This is a genomic window from Streptomyces sp. NPDC017246, assembly GCF_044331325.1.
In the GTDB taxonomy this organism is placed as follows: Bacteria; Actinomycetota; Actinomycetes; order Streptomycetales; family Streptomycetaceae; genus Streptomyces.
This window is the reverse complement of the sequence record NZ_JBIRMW010000021.1, coordinates 101,308-117,638: the sequence shown is the minus strand read 5'-3', so window position 1 is coordinate 117,638 and position 16,331 is coordinate 101,308. Positions and strand designations below refer to the sequence as shown.

Genomic DNA, 16,331 nt, shown 5'->3' with positions numbered 1-16,331 from the left:
AGGCACAGGACGGTGAAGCGCAAGACACTCGGGAAGAAGAAGCGGCTTCCACGGCGTGGCCGACGAGTTTGTGTCTTCCGGCCGGTCCAAGCTCGTGACATCCGTAGGAAGGAAACCGCCATGTCAGAGCTTCTCGTCGACTTCATCACCTCCCTCGACGGCCACGCATCGGGAGAGGGATGGCCCGGGTTCTGGGGCCTTGAGGGCCCGGAGTACCTCGCATGGCTCAGCAAGCAGCCCGAGGCCACCTATCTGATGGGAGCGAACACCTACCGCCTGATGTCGGGCTTCGCCGCAGGCGAGGTCCCGACTGGCCAAGACGAATTCAGGCCCGAGGAAGAGGCGTCCGTCGACGAGCTCACGCAAGCCTCCAAGGTGGTGTTCTCCTCCTCGCTCGAGGGGCCGCTAGCGTGGGCGAACTCCACGCTCGTCCAGGACGACGCCGTCGAGGCGGTCCGAGCCATGAAGTCGAGTGGCTCGGGGCTGCTCAGCACGATCGGCAGCCTCGCCCTGTCCCGGTCCCTGCTACGGGCGGGACTCGTCGACCGCTTCCGGGTCGTGATGTTCCCGGTGATCACCGGGGCCACAGGGGAAGAACGCATCTACGACGGCTACCCGGATGTCGCCCTTGAAATGATCGAGCACCGTACCTTCGACGGCCGCATCCAGCTGGTCGAGTACAAGCCCCGCGTGCTCGAGTACCCGCCGCTCGGCATCCCTGCCTGACGACGCCCCGTCCGAATTCGGATCGAAGATCCACTTGCTAGTCGTGCGGCCGGGCCCGGCCACCGGGGTGAGTATGTCTGGGTGGGGACGGCGTGGGGTGGACGTGGCTTGTTCTCGGCATCGTCGGCTGGTCCGCCGACGACCGCGGCTGGGATCTGCACGACGCCGTACTCGGCAACTGACGCCGGGAGATCGGCAGGATCCTCCACACGCTCCTGCCACACACCTGCGACAAGCTGAAGGACCTGGATGCCCGTCGAGGCCGGGCATCGCGACGGGCGTCGGCGTGGGGAGGCAACTTCCGCCGAGCCGAACCTCCCCATCCGCTCGGTGATCAGGTGAGGCCATCTATCGGGCCTTCGTGACGGTGGAGGTGCAACCGGCGGCGAACGTAGAGTTCGCAGGGGTATGTGACGACAACTCCTAGCCTGCGGCGTCGGCTCCGGCGTGCCGGGCCTCCATCGCGGCGATCACCCGCTGGCGGGCCAGCCGCCGGGCCTGCTTGAGCTTCGAGTCGGCCAGCAGGAGGGGTGCGAACCAGAGCCAGCCCCACACGCTGAAGGAAACGGTCCCGCTCAGCACCAGTGCCTTGTTGGTGGCGAAGACCAGCACAAATGTGGTGCCGTACGCGGCCACCCGGTGGCGGACCATGAGCCGGAGCGGGGCCTGCCACGGGCCGGCCAGCAGGTCCAGCGCGGCCGCGACCTCGGCGGCCCGCAGGTCCTCCGGATGGGCGGGCGCCTGGCCGCCCCGCTCCAGCGCTTCAGCGACATCGACGCTGTGGGACGTCAGAGCCGCTCGATCGGTCCGCGCGGCAGCCGTCCTCTCCCTTACGTCCCGCCAGTAGCCCCGCCCGGCCCAGTCGAGCGCGGCCTCCACCCGTGCCGCCTCGGGCGACCCCGCGGGCGCCAGTTCCGCGATCCGCTCCTTGAGCCGATCCACCCGAGCGGCGCGCCCGGGATACGTCCACCCGTCGGCCCGCAGGCACAGCTCCAGGTAGGAGACGAGCAGTCCGAGGTCGTCCGGCCACTGCGCCAGCCCGGTCTTGTAAGCCTTCTCCGCCTCGGCATCGTGGTCGTCCTCGTCCTCCGCCGCGTGGGCGAGGCCGAGCCACCGGTAGAGCACCGGGTCGGGTCCGAGTTCCCCCAGACCGGATTCGGCCACCTTCCGCACCTCCGCGAACCCGCCCACCGCGAAGAGCTCCTCGCAGCGGTCGGCGTATTCCTCATGTGTCATGCTTCCCACCCCAGTCGATCAGAAGATCCACTTTCAGCCACAAGAACCCGCTGGTCAAGGCACGCCGACAGGATCCCGGGGCTAAGACCGCACCCCTGCTTCCGCCCGCTTCCACGCACCTGCCACCGCCGGTACAAGCGGCCCCCGTTCTCACGTGTGGAGCCACCGGGCGCCGCGGATGCTGTCAAAAGACGAAGGCTGGATGGCTGCCGGTGGTCAGCCCGGAGAACGTGATGACTTGCCGGGGCGCGACCGTCGCCGACCGGCCTCCACGGTGGGGCCATACATGCGGTGCCTCAAGCGGTTCGTCGCCCGCGAGGTCCACAGGCACCTCAGGAGTACGAGCGTCCTGGACACGGCGGGCTCGACCGGAGCCAGATCATGGCGCCGACCGGCTGCCGTACGCGTCATCGAGCTCGAAGGACATGGCCGCAGTCAGCCGGTCGACGAGCGTCTGGAAGTCCGCGGCCGGCGGGAGCTCCGTGTCGGTGTCCACGTCGGACCACGTCGAACCACGTCACGGACGGATCCCCGGGGCTGTCCCCCGACGCCAGGAACGCGTCACCGGCCGGCGTCCTCGCGCTCATCGAAGTCTTCACGGGCGCGCTCTACGACGGGCATGTGCTGCGTGGCCCAGGCCAGCAGCACGTCGATGGGATACCGAAGAGTCTTGCCCAGCGGCGTGATCCGGTACCTGACCGCCACGGGACGGGTGGAGACGACCTCGCGCTCGATCACGCCGTTGCGTTCGAGGCGCCTGAGGGTCGCGGTCAGCGATTTCTGCGTGACCTGGGGGATGGCGCGGCGCAGTTCGTTGAAGCGGCACGGGCGCTCGCAGAGCTCGTTGAGGACGCTGAGCGACCACTTGTCGAGGATCTGGTCGAGCAGTTCGCGGTGCGGGGCCTCGATGCGAACGTCGTCGGCGGTATCCATGGCGAAACCTGGTCTCGTTGAAGTGTCCTTCTTCTCCTAAGTAGCTTCAAGATACCTAGAGGGAAGAGAGAAGCCCATGACTGTTCAGCACCTCACCCCAGAAGGCATGCTCCAGCCGGTCCCCTACCATCACGTCGCCGTGGGTACCGGGACGAAGCACGTTCATGTCAGCGGCCAGATCGCGCGCCGGGCCGACGGGACCCCGGTCGCGCCCGGCGACCTGGCCGGACAGGTCGCCCAGGCATTGCGCAATACCGCCATCGGACTCACAGGCGCAGGTGCGACGTTCGCGGACGTGCTGCGCCTGACGTTCTACGTGACCCGGTGGGCCCCGGAGAAGATCGGCGACTTCATGACCGGTGTGGAGGCCGTCGCCGGCGAGATCGGTCTCCCGACCCCCCTGCCTCCGGCCTCCCTCATCGGCGTCGAGTACCTCTTCGAGCCGGACGTGCTCGTCGAGGTCGAGGCGACCGCGCTCCTGGACTGACCTCGTTCAAGGGCCGGCCCTCCCCTGCCGCCTTGTCACAGCCGGGTGGAGGAGGTGGCTCAACGCCATACGAACCCGGACGGAACACCGAGCCGGCCGACAGGTCCGGCACAGAGACAACTCCGGGTGGATGGCCGAGACTGCGTCTCCGTCCGGATTCCGCCTGAGTATCCGTACTCAGGCGTGCGGGTGTTCGAGGGGGCAGGCTTCCTCACACGGTAAGCGATTGACAGGGGGCAGGACATGACACGTATCCGGGCGGTATTGACCTCTGCAGCAGCCGCGTTCCTCGTCTGGGGCACCGGGGGTGCGGCGTTCGCGGCACCAGCGGGCGACGTCCTGCTGCCGCATCCCGGACCGGAGGGTCTGGTGTGGGTGCAGGAGCAGTGGGGGGACGGGGGCGTCGTATCGGCCGGCGCTTGGGAAAGCCTGCCCACGGTCCTGACCGTGGCCTGTGACGGCGGCGGCGCCCTCAGCGTGACGATGGAATCCCAGCAAACCCAGGTGGCCGCCTTCACCATGGACTGTGTGGGCGACGAACCTGGCCGCGGCTCGGTCGCCCTGCCGGCCGGCGTAGTCCGCGCGGGCTCCTTCTCCGTAGGCGTCGACGCCTCATCACAGTCCGTCCGCTGGGCTCTGACCGTCACCCAGCCCGAGTAGACAGCAGCAGGAGAATCCGGGCGCCCCCGCGGGTGCGGAAAGCAGCGCGGAGAACATCGCCGGAGCGCCGCCCGTGCGCCGCTCGCGGTGCCGGCGCCGCCGCAACACCTGGGCGGGTGCCGGGTTCGTGTCGTCAGGAGACGGTGATGAACCGGGCGGTGCTCGGTGTCCCCTGTGTGTTGAGGGCGAAGAGCATGTAGGTGCCCGGGAGGGCCACTCCCCTGTCGTGCGGGATGGACACCGTGTACGTGTCGGTTCCCGTGGCGGTGGAGAGCAGCGGGATCCGCCGCTGGTCGTTGTCCGTGGAGTGGGTCGCGGCCGCGGTCCGCATCAGGACGAAGGAGGCCACCGGCCCCTGGGTGGCGACGGTGAGCGTGCTGCCGGGCGCGGCGCGGGACGGCACGTCGCCGGTGATGGCGGGGCGCGGTTTGGGTGAGCCGTCTGTGTTGAGCAGGTACGGCGGTGTGAATACGGCGCCGTCGGAGTGGTTGGTGGCGCAGTCTCCGCAGAGGCCGCCGCCGCCGGAGAAGATGCGTCCGTCGGGCAGCAGGTTGGCCACGCTGTGGTAGTTGCGCGGGATGGCCATGGTGGCGAGCGGGGTGAAGGTCCCGGTCGCCGGGTTCCACAGTTCGGGGGTCAGTACGGACGTGGCGTCGCTGAACGGCTCGGGGTGGGTCTGTCCGCCGAATACGGCGACCTTGCCGTCGGGCAGGACGATGCTGTTGCCGAAGGCGCGGGCGTGGCCCATGTCGCCCGTGCGCGTGGCCTGGACCTGGTCGCCGTCGATGTTCACGGTGTACGCGCGTCGGGTGGCGGGTGTGTTCTCGTACGCGGGTGAGCCGCCCAGGGTGAGCAGTTTGCCGATGTCGTAGGCGACGGCGTTGCCGTTCATGGCGTCCTGGCTGTCGGCTCTGGTGCCGGCGGAGGTGATGCTGCCGTTCCCGTCGGTCGTGATCCAGTTCATCTGCTTGCCGGGGCCTGCCTGGAGCACCTTTGCGCCGGAGGTCGCGTACAGCCACATGTGGTTGTCCGCGCGGTAGGGGCCGCGGGGGTCTGCTGTCAGCGCGGGGGTGGCGGGGGCGCCGGGGAGGCTGCGCCAGGTGCCGGTGTCGGGGGACCAGACCTCGCCGGACTTGTCGCCCGTGGTCCCGCTCCAGGATCCGCCGAGGACGAAGGCTTCGCCGGTGGAGAGCAGGGTCATGGCCTGGTAGCCGCGGGCGATGTTCATGCCGCCGGTCTTGGACCAGGAGTCGGTGGCGGGGTCGTAGATGCTCGCCTTGTCCGCGTTGCTGCCGCCGGTGACCAGCATCCGGCCGTCGGCGAGCATCGCTGTGCCCGGGCAGAACATGTCGTGTCCGGTGTTGTCGATGCGTCGCTGGGTGACTTTGCCGGTCTTCAGGTCCAGGATGGCGGTCTGGGTGTAGCCGCTGCTGCCGCCGAAGCGGTCGAGCGCGTACGCCGACCAGGCGAGGAGCTTGTCGCCGGGCAGGACGGCGGTGGCTACCGGTACCAGGGGGAAGCCTGTGATCCGGTCCCAGGATCCGTGGGTGGCCGGGTCTGCGGGTCCGCTCAGGCGTATCTCGGCGGCCGAGGTCCAGGGCCCGCGGTTGGCGGCCTCGCCGGTTACGGTCAGGCGTATGTAGCGAGCGTTCGTGGTGCGGGTGAAGGTGGCGGTCTTGACGGTGTCGTCGTCGCGCCAGGTGCCGGTGGCGACCGGTGTCCCGAAGATGGTGCCGTTGGTGCTGGTGGTGATGGTGTATGTGCCTGCGCGCCCGTTGATGCCGACCTTGCGGGGCTGGTAGATGAGGGCGGATACAGCGGCGGTGCGGTGCATGTCGACGGTGATGCTGTGCGGCAGCGGGGCCGCGGTCCCGGACCATTTGCTGTGCCAGAGGGTGGCGGCGTCACCGTCGAGGACGTTGGCCGCGCGGCCGTTCTCCTTGACGGTCTCCTCATCGCTCGCGACGGCGCTCCATCCGGTCCGGGGCAGGTCGACCGTGGCGGCCGGGGTCCCGGGGTCGCCGAGCAGGTTGAGCTCCGCGGCGGAGGTCCACGGGCCGCGCCGGCCGGCCTCGGTGACGGCGGTGAGCCGGATGAACCGGGCGCCCTGCGGGGCGAATGCGAGGGTCTTGGCTCTGCCGTCGTCGGCGAGGGTGCCGGTGGCGACGGGACTTCCCCAGTTCCGGCCGTCGGTGCTCACGCTGATGCGGTACTCGCCGATGCGCCCGTTGACCCCGACGGTGCGGGGTTGGTAGACGAGCGCCGAGACCACCGTGGTGCGGTGCATGTCGACGGTGATGCTGTGCGGCAGCGGGGCCGCGGTCCCGGACCATTTGCTGTGCCAGAGGGTGGCGGCGTCACCGTCGAGGACGTTGGCCGCGCGGCCGTTCTCCTTGACGGTCTCCTCATCGCTCGCGACGGCGCTCCATCCGGTCCGGTCGAGCACGGGAGCCATCGGTTCCATGGCGTTCGCCGGGGCCACGCCGTGGTGAGGTGACTGCTTCGCCGGCTGCTGCTCGAAGGGGCCCGGCGTCGGCCGTGCCGGGGGCGTGCGGCCGTCCGGCCCTGTGCTCGCCACTCCGAGCCAGGGGGTGAACCCGACGAGCAGTGAGCCGAGGGCGAGGGCGATGAGAAGAGGGGAGCGGCGCAGTGCTCCGGCAAGGGTTCTGACACGCCTGGGCTGCAATCGGGCCTCCTGGGCGAACTGTGAACACTTCGGGCCCTCAGAACATAGGCCAAAACAGCGCAACTCGACTATGGAAAGGAGGAGTTGTCCGAAGCGAAACGGCGCGAGGAGGCGTGACCAGAGTCTCTGACCGGGACGGTGGCAAGCGGGTGGTCGACCCCGCCGATCCCGGTCTCCCTCCCCTGGCGATCCCGTGCGAGGGGCGGCGCCGCAGGCGGTCTCCTGTCTCCCTGCACTCCGGTGCCTCCCGGCACTCCGGCCGCCGTGGTTGAGATGGCTGCGGACGAAGGCGTCCTGGCCGCTGTTGGGCCGGATGCGGTGTGCTCGCGCACGTCACCGGGCCGTGGGGGGCCACACCGCTGACAGCCGGCCGGCGTCTTCGCTGCCACTCCCCCGGCCGGCCGTCCTTCCGGTCAGCCGGGCGGCGGCAGGAGGGGGAGCCGGGCGGCGAGGAACTTCGGAGCCATCCCGCGGTAGCTTTCGGTGATCAGTTCGCCGAGCTCGGTCCAGTCGGTGTGGTCACCGAGAACGGCAACGACGACGTTGTGGCCCCAGTCGGCGCGGAGGAACGGGAACCCGGTGGCGGTCAGGCCGAGCAGGTCGTCGGCATCTACACGGAAAGTCATCACGACCGGTTCCTGACCCGCGGTCGCATGCGAGGCGTAGACCGGGGAGCGATCCACGTCCGGCGTGTAGACATGGGCGAACGTCCGCGTACGGATCCGCCAGCGCACACCGATCCAGGCTGGTTCCTCGTAGGACTCGGGCAGCTGCCGGCAGATCGACCGCAGCCTGTTCAGGATCTCCGGTGGCACGTCTCCAGGGCTGGACATTCGGCCGACACTACCGACCGCCGCGCACTGCGCGCCAGAAGCGGCTGGTGGGGTCCCGCGTGCGCCATACGGTGCGAGCAGCCTGATCTCGTCCCCTCACCACCTGGTCCTGCGTGCCCGCCCGGATCGCCTCACCGATCGCCGCCGTGGGACCGGCCGGGCGCCTGGCGAGCCGTGGCGCGTGCCGGATCTTCCAGAGGCCGACAGGGCGGCGGCTTGCGGGCGCGGGAAGTTGCCGGCCGCGCCCACACGATCGCGGTGGTCACCGTCGAGCGAACGCTTTAACCACGGTGCGCGTCACAGCCCCACCGAGCCCGGCCGTCCGGTCAGATCGTGACCGGCCCGTGGGCGGTGGCGAACTCGACCGAGACCAGGCCCGGTTCCTCGTCCTCGACCCAGGTGACGTCGATCTGGTCGAGGGGGTGGTCGGCCGGTTCGCCAAGGAATTCGGCGATGGAGGCGGCGTCGCCGGCGATGGAGACCCCGTGGATGGTGGTGGAGGTGCGCGGGTCGGCGCTTGGGCGCTCCTCGATGGGGACCGCCCATTGAAGGAAGTAGGGCAGTTGCGGGTCCTCCAGCAGTTCCAGCAGGCCGATCTGCTTCCACCTGAGGTCGAACCCGTCGGGGCGGACGCGGTGGCCCTCGGCCGAGGTGCGGCCGAGGCGGGTCTCGACCGGGGCGATGTCGTCGACGGAGACCACCCAGCCGAGCCAGCCGCCGCCCTCGGCGGCGCGGCGCGCGACCGCCTGGCCGAAGGGTGCGCGGTCGGCGGCGGGGTGGTCGAGTGTGGTGACGACCTCGATGTAGGTGCCGCCGCTCAGCGGGAGAATGAAGTTGCGGGTGCCGAATCGCGGGTGTACGCCACCGTCGACGAACCCGGCGCCGAGGGCCGATCCGATCCACTGGACGGTCGAGACGAAGCTGTCGCGGGCCACCGCATAGGACACGTGATCAAGTTGCACCGCACAATCATCACCCGACAACCCCGTACAAATCGCGTCGCCACGCCCGCCGCCCCGGCCGCGTCCGCCGTGGATTGAGCCGTGGGGCGCACCGATCGTCGTCATCCCGGCGGGGGGGGTGGGGGGATGCCTGGTCGAAGCGAGGCAGCGGCGCTGCCGCCTCGTCGAGGCCCGCGACCCGCTCGATCAGCCGCTGCGGGGCGAGCGCTGCCGCCACAGGGGTTCGATCCGGTATACGGCACCGTGCGCACCGCGCTTCCCACGAGACAGGCTCCAGACGCGGCCACGTCGTCCCCGGGCGGCCGGGGGCGGTCGGGCGGGGACGGTCCGGGCGGGGAGCGTCGCGACGGCGGGCGGGCGGCGTGAGCGGGTGCGGGCGGGCGGCGTGAGCGGGTGCGGGCGGCATCTGCGGGTGTCGTATGGGCGGCTCAGATCTGGGCGGCTTCGAGGGCGCCGGAGTTGACCAGGGCCTCCCTCAACCTCGCTATTGCCGATGGGTATTCACCAGTGGGCCGGGTCGCGGCAGCGTCCAGCAGGGTGCGGGCGTGGCGTCGTACGGCCGGGTCCCGCCATGTCCCGGAAGGGCGGGCGATCGGGGTCGTGCGGCCAGTTGCAGGGCGTCCTCGGCGTGCGGGTGGGCGGCGGCGCGCTCGGCGACGAGGTCGGCGTCGGCCAGGAGCGGCCAGGAGGGACGTCGGGCGGTGCGGCCAGTTCGCTGCCCGGGAGCAGCCCGAAGGCAGCCGGCGTTCGTGCCGGTACTGTGCGGCGCCTGCCGGGTCGGACGGTGGTGCGAAGGTGGCGCGGTCGCCCGTGTTCTGGCAGGCCGAAGCTGCTCAGCGCAGTACGGCTGCCAGCAGGTCGGCCCCCAGCGCCGTCAGATCGGGGAGGTTGAGGGTGTAGCGGACGTATCGGCCCTGCCGTCGGGCTGTGAGCAGGCCTGCGCGGCGCAGGACGGCGAGGTGGCGGGAGACCTCCGGGGGTGAGAGTTCCCAGGCGTGGGCCAGCTCACCGGTGGTGTGCGGGCCGCGGGCCAGGGTGCGCAGGAGCCGCAGCCGCACCGGGTGCGCGAGTGCCTCCAGCCGTAGCGTGACCGTTTCCAGCGGTACCGGTTCCGATGGGCTGGCCTCGGCGACGGGGTACTGCACCACCGGCTGCCACCCGGGCGCGTGGACCACCACCAGGTGCGGGCGGCCGAAGACGCTGGGGAGGAAGGTGACCCCGCCGGCGTGGGCGGCGGTCGCGTTGTCCTGCAGCTTGTCCACGATGATGCGGTTGCCGTCCGGCGCCAGGGTGACAGCGCTGGAGACCGACGCGAGTGCCGCCCCGATGCCCTGGCGTTTCAGCAGGTCGTTCTTCAGGCGCAGGTCGGTGGCGAGTTGCACGGCGGCGCCTGTCCAGGCGGCGTCGAAGAAGGCCTCGGCGCACTGTTCGAGGGTGTCACGCACCCGTGCCCGTACGGCAGCCGGATCCGCGAGCAGCCGTTCCGCGAAGGCTTCCTGGAGCGCGCCGCGGGCCTGGGCCAGGTCCAGGGCCCGCTCGCGTGCGGTCGCGTCGGTGAGCGGTGACGGCGAGCCGAAGTGGACCCGGTTGCTGCCGCATGTGGTGATGAGCGCGGCGGTCACATAGGTTTCGTTGTCGATGCGGTCCACGTCGTCCAGCTCCTCGGCGAGGGTCGGCCGGGGACGGGCGGGGACCAGGAAGTCGGCTCGTGAGGATCGCCAGAGGAACTCCGCTTCCCTGAGCCGCTCGGCCAGTTCCGGCCGCAGCCCGGCCCAGACGTCCGCGGCCCAGCCGGCGAGCTGCGGGTGGTGCGCGGGTTCGGCCAGCACGTGCAGCATCGCGGTCAGCTCGGCCAGCGGGGAGGCGGCGAACCGCAGTCGTCCGGACGGCAGGCCGCCGATGTCGATCCTCAACGTCATCCCCTCATCATCGAGGGCCGGACGGTCGACGGCCGCGTCGGTTGACGGTGTCCGTCAACCGGCATGGCGGGCCCGGCGGCCGACCGCACCGTTGGCGCCATGGCAACCACTACCAAGATCCAGCTGCGCGCCCTCGTCGGTGCCTCCGGAGGCCCCCGCTATGCCGTCGCTCTCGCTGTGGACGCGCTCGGCACCGGCCTGCTGCGGCCCTTTCTGCTGCTCTACGGGGTGACGGTGCTGAGGCTGTCCGCGTCGGCCACCGGCGTTGCCATGACGGCCGGCATCGTCGTGGGTCTGGTGTGCATGCCCGCGGTCGGCCGCTGGCTCGACCGGGGTGCACGCAGCACGGTGGTGGCCGCGTCGATGCTGGTACGGGTGCTGGGCGTGGCGCTGCTGCTGGCCGCCTCGGCAGGGCAGGTCTGGCTTTTCGCGGCGGCGGCGCTCTTCCTCGGCATGGGCAACCAGGCGTGGCCGGCCGCCCATGCGGCCCTCGTGGCCACGGTCGCCCACGGCCGTGTACGCGATGCCGCTCTCGCGGGAGGGCGTGCCCTGCGCAACGCCGGCCTGGGCGTGGGCGCCCTCATCGCCACCGCATGCCTGGCGGGCGGCGCCACCGCGTTGCAGGCGCTGGCAGCCGTCACCGGGCTCGCCTATCTCGCTGCGGCAGCCTTGGCCTGGTCAGTTCACCTGCACACGCGTCCGGCCGCTGTCGCGGCCGAGGGCGACGGGGACGACGGGGGCGGCGGAGGCGGCGGGCCCGCACCGCGGATGCGCGCGCTGCTGGCCGCCAACGTGGTCTACGTCTTCTGCCTCAACGTCCCTGAGATCGCGCTCCCCCTGGTCCTGGTGACACAGTTGCACGCATCCCCGGTGTGGTCGGCGGCCATCTTCGTGGCGAACACGGTGCTGGTGGTCACTCTGCAGGTTCCGGTCACCGTCGTGATGTCCCGCTTCCCCCGGCGGATGGTGCTGGCTCTGGCCGGCGTGGTGCTCGCCGCGTCCTACCTCGGCTTCCTCGCGGCCACCTCGCTGGGACACGGCTGGAGTGCCCCGGCCGTCGCCGCGGTGTCCGTGGTCTGCACGATCGGCGAGATCATCTATGCCGGCAGCGCCACCGCGCTCGTCACCGTCCTCGCCCCGGCCCATGTCCTGGGACGCGCCCTCGCCCGCTTCCAGCTCTCCACGGGCTTCGGCCTCGCCGTCTCCCCGGCTGTCATGACCGCTCTCGCCTCCCGTGGTTCGGTCGCCCTCTGGGGCAGCCTCGCCGCCGCGACGCTTCTGTCCGCCTCCGCCGTCGGCACCGAGAAGGACCAAGGTGGCTGCGGCGTCTTGAAGTAGCTGGTCAGCGGGGGTGGCGTGACCCCGTTTCGGGGTGCTCGTGCTGGTCGGGGGCGGCAGTCCAGGGTGTAGGGGGTCAGGCGGGGTGGTTTTGCCGATGAGTTCACCGGCCGCGAACGGTCTACTCGGCGACACGACCGTTCTCGGCAGGAGTGCCATGTCCACCATCCAGCCAGTGATCATCACTGCCGACCAGGACGTCCTGGTCGGCTTCTATACGAATGTGTTCGGCGCCGAGGAGATCTTCCGGGTACCGGCGGAAGGCCCGGCCTTCTACATCGGCTTGCGGATCGGCGACACCGACCTCGGGCTGGTGGCCAAGGCGGACCCGGGGACCGGGGCGGCGCCGCGGATCCTGCTCAGCATCGGTGTCGACGACGTCGGCGAGACGCTCGGCCGGGTGACGGCGCTGGGCGGCTCGGTCCGCGGCGGCCCCAACGACATGCCGTGGGGACAGCGCGTCGCCCACATCCAGGACCCCGACGGCAACCCGGTGAACCTCACCCAGCCGATCCCGGCTCAGTGAGGCGGCTCCGGTTCTGCGGGGCAGGCCTGACCCTTGTTTACCTTACGGGTCGACCCGTAAGGTAAATGTCATGAGCTCCTCTCCGCCCTCCAGGGGGCGCCCCAGGGATCCCCGGTCGCACGAGGCGATCATCGGCGCGACGGCAGAGCTGGTGGCAGAGGTCGGCTACGCCGCGACATCGATCGGGGCGGTGGCCGCGCGGGCCGGTGTCGGCAAGGACACGATCTACCGGCGGTGGCCCGGCAAGCCGGAGTTGGTCTTCGAGGCCGTCTTCACGACCACCGATGACGCTCCGCCCCCGGACACCGGGACGCTGGCCGCGGATCTGACCGTGCTGCTCCAGGGCCTGGTCGACGAGTTCCGCGCGCCTGCCGCCGCAGCGGCGCTCCCGGGGCTGCTCGCCGACTTCGCCGCCGATCCGGAACTGAAGGCGCGCATCCGCGGCGACTTCCTGGGCCCGTCGAAGGAACGACTCCTTGTCGTCTTCGAACGCGCCGTGCTGCGCGGGGAGATCACCGCCGAGACGCCCGTGGACCTGATCCTGGACACGCTGGCGGGAGCCGTGTTCTTCCACGTAGGGCTGGTCGGGGAGCGCCCCGGACCGCAGCTGGCCGCGCTGCTGGCCGCCATCGTGGCCAGAGGAATCGAGGTCCGGTGAACGGCTGGCTTCTCGCGGCAGGGATCACCGCGCTCGGCGTGGCCGCCGTGCACGTCGTCGGCGGGCACCGCGATGTGGTGCGTCCGCTGCTGTCCTGCGGCCTCGCGGACGAACCCAAGCGGGTCTTGCACGCCGTGTGGCACATGGTGAGCGCCGACCTGGTGCTCTCCGGGCTCGCTCTGCTCTGCCTCTCCGTGGCGGACGGTACGTCGGGTGCCGGTCTGGTGGCGTGGTTCGTGGCCGCGCACTTCGTCGCGTACGCGGCGGCCTTCCTGGTCGTCACGCTGTGCGTCGGCTGGCACCGACCGCTGCTCCGCCTACCGCAGTGGATCCTGCTCCTGCCGGTCGCGGTGCTGGCAGCGGCGGGCGCCGTCTGAGGGTTGTCCCGTCTTTGCCCTTGTGGCGGCGGTGCGGCATGACGAGTCCGGTGCCTGGGTAGCCGCCGTCGGCGATCGTCATGGTCTTGCCGACGGCGGCTTCGGCGCCGGATTCCTCCCGCGCAGCGAGCTTCTCTCCAGGGGAATGCCGCCCCTGCCGAGTCGGGTGACTCGGCAGGGGCGGGGAGGTGGGGGCCTGCCGTCGGGAAGGTGGCGGCGAGCCGTTCGGTGGTGTCCGGCTCAGCCGGTCCGGTGGACCGTGACGCGGTCGATGCGGCCCGCGAAGTACCACTGGGGGCCGCCGTCGTCGACGTTGCGCCGGCCCACATGCCGTTGAGGCCCGGGGTCTGCCCGAAGAGCGACGGGGCCGTCGTCGAGGCGATCCGCACACCGTCCGCGTACATCGCCGTGCCGGTGCTGGTCACGGCGACGGTGAGGGTGTGGTCGAGGCCGTCGGCGAGGGACTTGGTGCCGTCGAGCCGCGCGCTGTAGGCGTTGTTGACCCGGGCCTCGAAGTGCGGCACTCCGCTGTTGAGGGAGAGGGTGACATTGGTGGAGGGTGCGGCGGCGTCGGAGGCGGACAGCAGCGTGGCCGCGACGGGTGTCTTGGTGGTGCGGAACCGCACGGTGAGCGCGCCGCGGGTGAGGGGTGCCACGTTCGGCAGGGATGCGGTGAGGTCGGTGTACGAGGTGGTGCCGTCGAAGTCCTTCGCGAGTGTCGTGTCGAGGGCCTTGCTTCCGCCGACGACGAGCATCCGTGTGGTGGCCGAGGTCGTGGTCCCGCCGGTCCGCAGGGAGAACGTGACGTCGTGTTCGCCGGTGGTCGCGTTCGTGGGGGGTGTCACCGGGAAGCGGACTGTCGCGGCGGCGCCCGGCTCGATCGCCGGAAGTTGGGGCGTCGTCGCCGCGGTCCAGCCGTCGGGCAGTGTGAGCGTCGCGGTGCCGGGAGGGTTCGCGAGGTGACTGTGGTTGGTGACGCGTGCCTCCACCGCGGTCGGCGTGCCGGCGGTGAACGGTCCGTCGGGGACGGTGGTCTGCGCCGTGAGCTTCGGGTGCGTCTGGTCGGTGGGGCAGTCGGCTCCGAGCCAGGTCGCGTCGAACCGGGCGAACGTGATCCGCTGGTACGGGCCGGACTCGTACAGCAGGCCGAAGCTTCCGTCCTTGAGGCGGGTCATCGTCGAGTACGCCGTACCGCCGGCTTCGACGACCTTGGACGTGGGCCAGGAGCGGCCGTCGTTGCAGGACATCCTGACCGTCAGGTGGTGGCGGGCGGTGGTGCTGGCGGTGTTGCTTAACAGCAGCCAGTGGGCTTCCGGGCGGACGGCGGCTGACGCGTCGTAGCGCAGGATGGCGGCTGGTCGTAGCTGTACGCGCTCGCCGCCCAGATGCTCCCGTCCGTCTTGCGGAAGGCGTACTGCTGCACGAGGCGTCCGGTCGACAGCTGGATGCCGGTGCCGGAGGAGGCGAACATGCCGACCGGTCCGGGGAAGCGCGCTCGACGTGAAAGGACTCAGCCATGCGCGCCCTGCGCTTCTTGGGCCTCGTCTCCGGAATGCCGCTCGCCGTGCTGGGCGCGGCGGGTACCACCACCGCGGCGCCGCCGTCGCGGGCGGCTACGCCGCGCCGACGCAGGTGTACTGCAAGCTGAACGTGCGGGCGAAAGCGGCGACGTCCTCCGCGATCGTGCGCACGCTCTACAACCGCAACGGCAGCTGCGCCGGTTCGAGCGGCCACGACTCGATCCCCTGCTGGATCGCCAGCTGCACGGGAGTGATCACGGGCAGCAGCTACACCTGCACCACCGGCGGCAGCTTCTACAACACCTGGCTGGCGGTGAACAACGGCGGCACCCGCGCCTGGTCGCCATCAAGTGCGGTACGTACGTGCTGCCCTAGCGATCGGCCGCGCGGCTCCGGTACGGAGCAGCTGTGGCGCCCACCCGCGGAAGGCCTCCCGGAACGACCGCCGGGAGGCCTTTCCCGTGTCCGGGCCCCGGAATCGGGCTGACGGACTCCCCTCCTCCGCCCCTGCGCCCGCTCCGGGAGGCCGGCGGACCCTGCGTCGAGGAGCGGGTACGGGACCTGGCGGAGCGGGAGGCCGGCTGCTGCTCGTTCTTCTCCTTCACCGTCACCCCGGGCGAGAGTCTGATCGGCCTGGGCATCGTGGTGGACCGGCAGCACGAAGCGGTCCCGGAGGCCCTGGCCGCGCGCGCCTCCGCCGGAGGACAGCGGTGAACACGGGAGGCCGCGCGGCGGGCGGGCCGCCGAGCCGGCCGGGGAATCCGCGCCGGGGGAAACGAGCCGCTCACGGAAGGGCCGCGGAGAGGACAGCGGGGTGGGACACGCCGACGTCAGCGCGCTGTTCGGCGTGCCGTGTTCTCCTGCCACTCCCGGCCGATCGATCGCATCAGGGCCGGGTACACCCCCAGGTACCGGAAGGGTTTGATGCCGAGCATGTACAGCGAGCCGAGGCGGCCGTTGGGCTTCACCAGGACGGCCATCTGGCCGCGGTAGCCGCCGTTGCCGTCGGAGACCCAGCCGATGTGCATCACCCCGTGCATGGTCTTGTTGGCGCACTCGGCGGCCCACTCGTCGTGTGTCTGGAAGACCGACGTGAAGGGCGCCGCGCTGAGGTCGGGCCCCTGCGGCCCCTCACGCAGGTCGTCCGGCAGCCGGTCGCGCAGCGTCTCCACCCGGCCGCCGACGCCCGAGTCCGGCTTGTCCCATCCGAGCAGCGCGCCGAGCTTCCAGCGCACCGCGAAGAGGAACCGGCCCACGGGGTTGCCGCCGTCCGGACCGCCCCCGCCGGCCGCCATCTGCTGGACCAGGAGATGCAGGTCGTCCGGCCCGCCCGGCGTCGGCAGCGCCCACAGATCCTCGAGCCGGAAGTCGCCGGCGATCTCGTGGATCCGCCAGGGGCGAGAGGTGTGGTCGGTTACGGGAAGGCGCAGATCACTCATGGCAGATCCCTGTCTATACGGTGGCGTATAG

16 protein-coding genes and 2 pseudogenes are annotated in these 16,331 nt (G+C 71.0%); 9 read left to right on the top strand and 9 right to left on the bottom strand.

Annotation, left to right across the window (positions count from 1 at the left end; all coding sequences use genetic code 11):
• The first annotated feature begins 120 nt into the window (after positions 1-120).
• Positions 121-726, top strand: coding sequence for a dihydrofolate reductase family protein (locus ACH4MY_RS34645; protein ID WP_398008288.1), 606 nt, complete (start codon positions 121-123; stop codon positions 724-726).
• Between the two features lie 423 nt (positions 727-1,149).
• Here ACH4MY_RS34645 and ACH4MY_RS34640 read toward each other — a convergent pair whose 3' ends face one another.
• Positions 1,150-1,962, bottom strand: coding sequence for a hypothetical protein (locus ACH4MY_RS34640; RefSeq protein ID WP_398008287.1), 813 nt, complete (start codon positions 1,960-1,962; stop codon positions 1,150-1,152).
• 561 nt (positions 1,963-2,523) lie between these two features.
• Entirely contained in the window at positions 2,524-2,895 is a 372-nt protein-coding gene (locus ACH4MY_RS34635; protein WP_398008285.1) for a winged helix-turn-helix transcriptional regulator, read from the bottom strand.
• A gap of 76 nt (positions 2,896-2,971) precedes the next feature.
• On the opposite strand from ACH4MY_RS34635, the gene ACH4MY_RS34630 reads away from it, so the two are divergent.
• Positions 2,972-3,382 carry a RidA family protein gene (locus ACH4MY_RS34630; RefSeq protein ID WP_398008283.1) on the top strand — a complete coding sequence of 137 codons (411 nt, stop codon included), beginning with the start codon at positions 2,972-2,974 and terminating at the stop codon, positions 3,380-3,382.
• Positions 3,383-3,646: 264 nt separating this feature from the next.
• A complete protein-coding gene (locus ACH4MY_RS34625) occupies positions 3,647-4,042 on the top strand; it encodes a hypothetical protein (protein ID WP_398008281.1) in 396 nt (131 codons plus the stop codon).
• A gap of 133 nt (positions 4,043-4,175) precedes the next feature.
• On the opposite strand, the gene ACH4MY_RS34620 is transcribed toward ACH4MY_RS34625, so the two are convergent.
• From ACH4MY_RS34620 to ACH4MY_RS34605, 4 genes are all read right to left on the bottom strand, one after another.
• Complete coding sequence (locus tag ACH4MY_RS34620; RefSeq protein WP_398008280.1) at positions 4,176-6,728, bottom strand: discoidin domain-containing protein; 2,553 nt, start codon at positions 6,726-6,728, stop codon at positions 4,176-4,178.
• Between the two features lie 413 nt (positions 6,729-7,141).
• On the bottom strand, positions 7,142-7,561 hold the full coding sequence (locus ACH4MY_RS34615) for an MmcQ/YjbR family DNA-binding protein (RefSeq protein ID WP_398008278.1): 420 nt from the start codon (positions 7,559-7,561) through the stop codon (positions 7,142-7,144).
• 326 nt (positions 7,562-7,887) lie between these two features.
• Complete coding sequence (locus ACH4MY_RS34610) at positions 7,888-8,523, bottom strand: VOC family protein (protein WP_398008276.1); 636 nt, start codon at positions 8,521-8,523, stop codon at positions 7,888-7,890.
• Positions 8,524-9,356: 833 nt separating this feature from the next.
• Positions 9,357-10,442: a DUF5937 family protein gene (locus ACH4MY_RS34605; protein WP_398008274.1), complete on the bottom strand. Its 1,086-nt coding sequence runs from the start codon at positions 10,440-10,442 to the stop codon at positions 9,357-9,359.
• A 99-nt stretch (positions 10,443-10,541) separates the two neighbouring features.
• Here ACH4MY_RS34605 and ACH4MY_RS34600 point away from each other — a divergent pair, with 99 nt between their 5' ends.
• From ACH4MY_RS34600 to ACH4MY_RS34585, 4 genes are all read left to right on the top strand, one after another.
• On the top strand, positions 10,542-11,780 hold the full coding sequence (locus ACH4MY_RS34600; RefSeq protein WP_398008273.1) for an MFS transporter: 1,239 nt from the start codon (positions 10,542-10,544) through the stop codon (positions 11,778-11,780).
• A 157-nt stretch (positions 11,781-11,937) separates the two neighbouring features.
• Positions 11,938-12,306 carry a VOC family protein gene (locus ACH4MY_RS34595; protein ID WP_398008271.1) on the top strand — a complete coding sequence of 123 codons (369 nt, stop codon included), beginning with the start codon at positions 11,938-11,940 and terminating at the stop codon, positions 12,304-12,306.
• Between the two features lie 70 nt (positions 12,307-12,376).
• Positions 12,377-12,964 carry a TetR/AcrR family transcriptional regulator gene (locus tag ACH4MY_RS34590; RefSeq protein WP_398008270.1) on the top strand — a complete coding sequence of 196 codons (588 nt, stop codon included), beginning with the start codon at positions 12,377-12,379 and terminating at the stop codon, positions 12,962-12,964.
• Positions 12,961-13,341, top strand: a complete 381-nt coding sequence (locus ACH4MY_RS34585) for a hypothetical protein (protein ID WP_398008268.1) — start codon at positions 12,961-12,963, stop codon at positions 13,339-13,341. The genes ACH4MY_RS34590 and ACH4MY_RS34585 overlap by 4 nt, the downstream gene beginning before the upstream one ends.
• A gap of 13 nt (positions 13,342-13,354) precedes the next feature.
• Here the strand turns inward: ACH4MY_RS34585 and ACH4MY_RS34580 are convergent.
• A pseudogene (locus ACH4MY_RS34580) lies at positions 13,355-13,465 on the bottom strand (IS5/IS1182 family transposase); the annotation flags it as partial.
• Between the two features lie 724 nt (positions 13,466-14,189).
• A pseudogene (locus tag ACH4MY_RS34575) lies at positions 14,190-14,330 on the bottom strand (hypothetical protein); the annotation flags it as partial.
• Between ACH4MY_RS34575 and ACH4MY_RS34570 the strand changes: the two are divergent.
• Both ACH4MY_RS34570 and ACH4MY_RS34565 read left to right on the top strand, forming a co-directional pair.
• A complete protein-coding gene (locus tag ACH4MY_RS34570) occupies positions 14,311-14,682 on the top strand; it encodes a hypothetical protein (RefSeq protein WP_398008266.1) in 372 nt (123 codons plus the stop codon). The pseudogene ACH4MY_RS34575 and the gene ACH4MY_RS34570 sit on opposite strands and share 20 nt — an antisense overlap.
• A 587-nt stretch (positions 14,683-15,269) precedes the next feature.
• Positions 15,270-15,575: a hypothetical protein gene (locus tag ACH4MY_RS34565; protein ID WP_398008264.1), complete on the top strand. Its 306-nt coding sequence runs from the start codon at positions 15,270-15,272 to the stop codon at positions 15,573-15,575.
• 116 nt (positions 15,576-15,691) lie between these two features.
• Here ACH4MY_RS34565 and ACH4MY_RS34560 read toward each other — a convergent pair whose 3' ends face one another.
• On the bottom strand, positions 15,692-16,300 hold the full coding sequence (locus ACH4MY_RS34560) for a DUF2867 domain-containing protein (RefSeq protein ID WP_398008263.1): 609 nt from the start codon (positions 16,298-16,300) through the stop codon (positions 15,692-15,694).
• Positions 16,301-16,331: the final 31 nt, after the last annotated feature.

Bases quoted from the DNA above. Each gene is read 5' to 3' on its own strand.
- ACH4MY_RS34645 (WP_398008288.1), top strand. From the start codon at position 121: ATGTCAGAGCTTCTCGTCGACTTCATCACCTCCCTCGACGGCCACGCA.
- ACH4MY_RS34640 (WP_398008287.1), bottom strand. From the start codon at position 1,962: ATGACACATGAGGAATACGCCGACCGCTGCGAGGAGCTCTTCGCGGTG.
- ACH4MY_RS34635 (WP_398008285.1), bottom strand. From the start codon at position 2,895: ATGGATACCGCCGACGACGTTCGCATCGAGGCCCCGCACCGCGAACTG.
- ACH4MY_RS34630 (WP_398008283.1), top strand. From the start codon at position 2,972: ATGACTGTTCAGCACCTCACCCCAGAAGGCATGCTCCAGCCGGTCCCC.
- ACH4MY_RS34615 (WP_398008278.1), bottom strand. From the start codon at position 7,561: ATGTCCAGCCCTGGAGACGTGCCACCGGAGATCCTGAACAGGCTGCGG.
- ACH4MY_RS34605 (WP_398008274.1), bottom strand. From the start codon at position 10,442: ATGACGTTGAGGATCGACATCGGCGGCCTGCCGTCCGGACGACTGCGG.
- ACH4MY_RS34600 (WP_398008273.1), top strand. From the start codon at position 10,542: ATGGCAACCACTACCAAGATCCAGCTGCGCGCCCTCGTCGGTGCCTCC.
- ACH4MY_RS34595 (WP_398008271.1), top strand. From the start codon at position 11,938: ATGTCCACCATCCAGCCAGTGATCATCACTGCCGACCAGGACGTCCTG.
- ACH4MY_RS34590 (WP_398008270.1), top strand. From the start codon at position 12,377: ATGAGCTCCTCTCCGCCCTCCAGGGGGCGCCCCAGGGATCCCCGGTCG.
- ACH4MY_RS34560 (WP_398008263.1), bottom strand. From the start codon at position 16,300: ATGAGTGATCTGCGCCTTCCCGTAACCGACCACACCTCTCGCCCCTGG.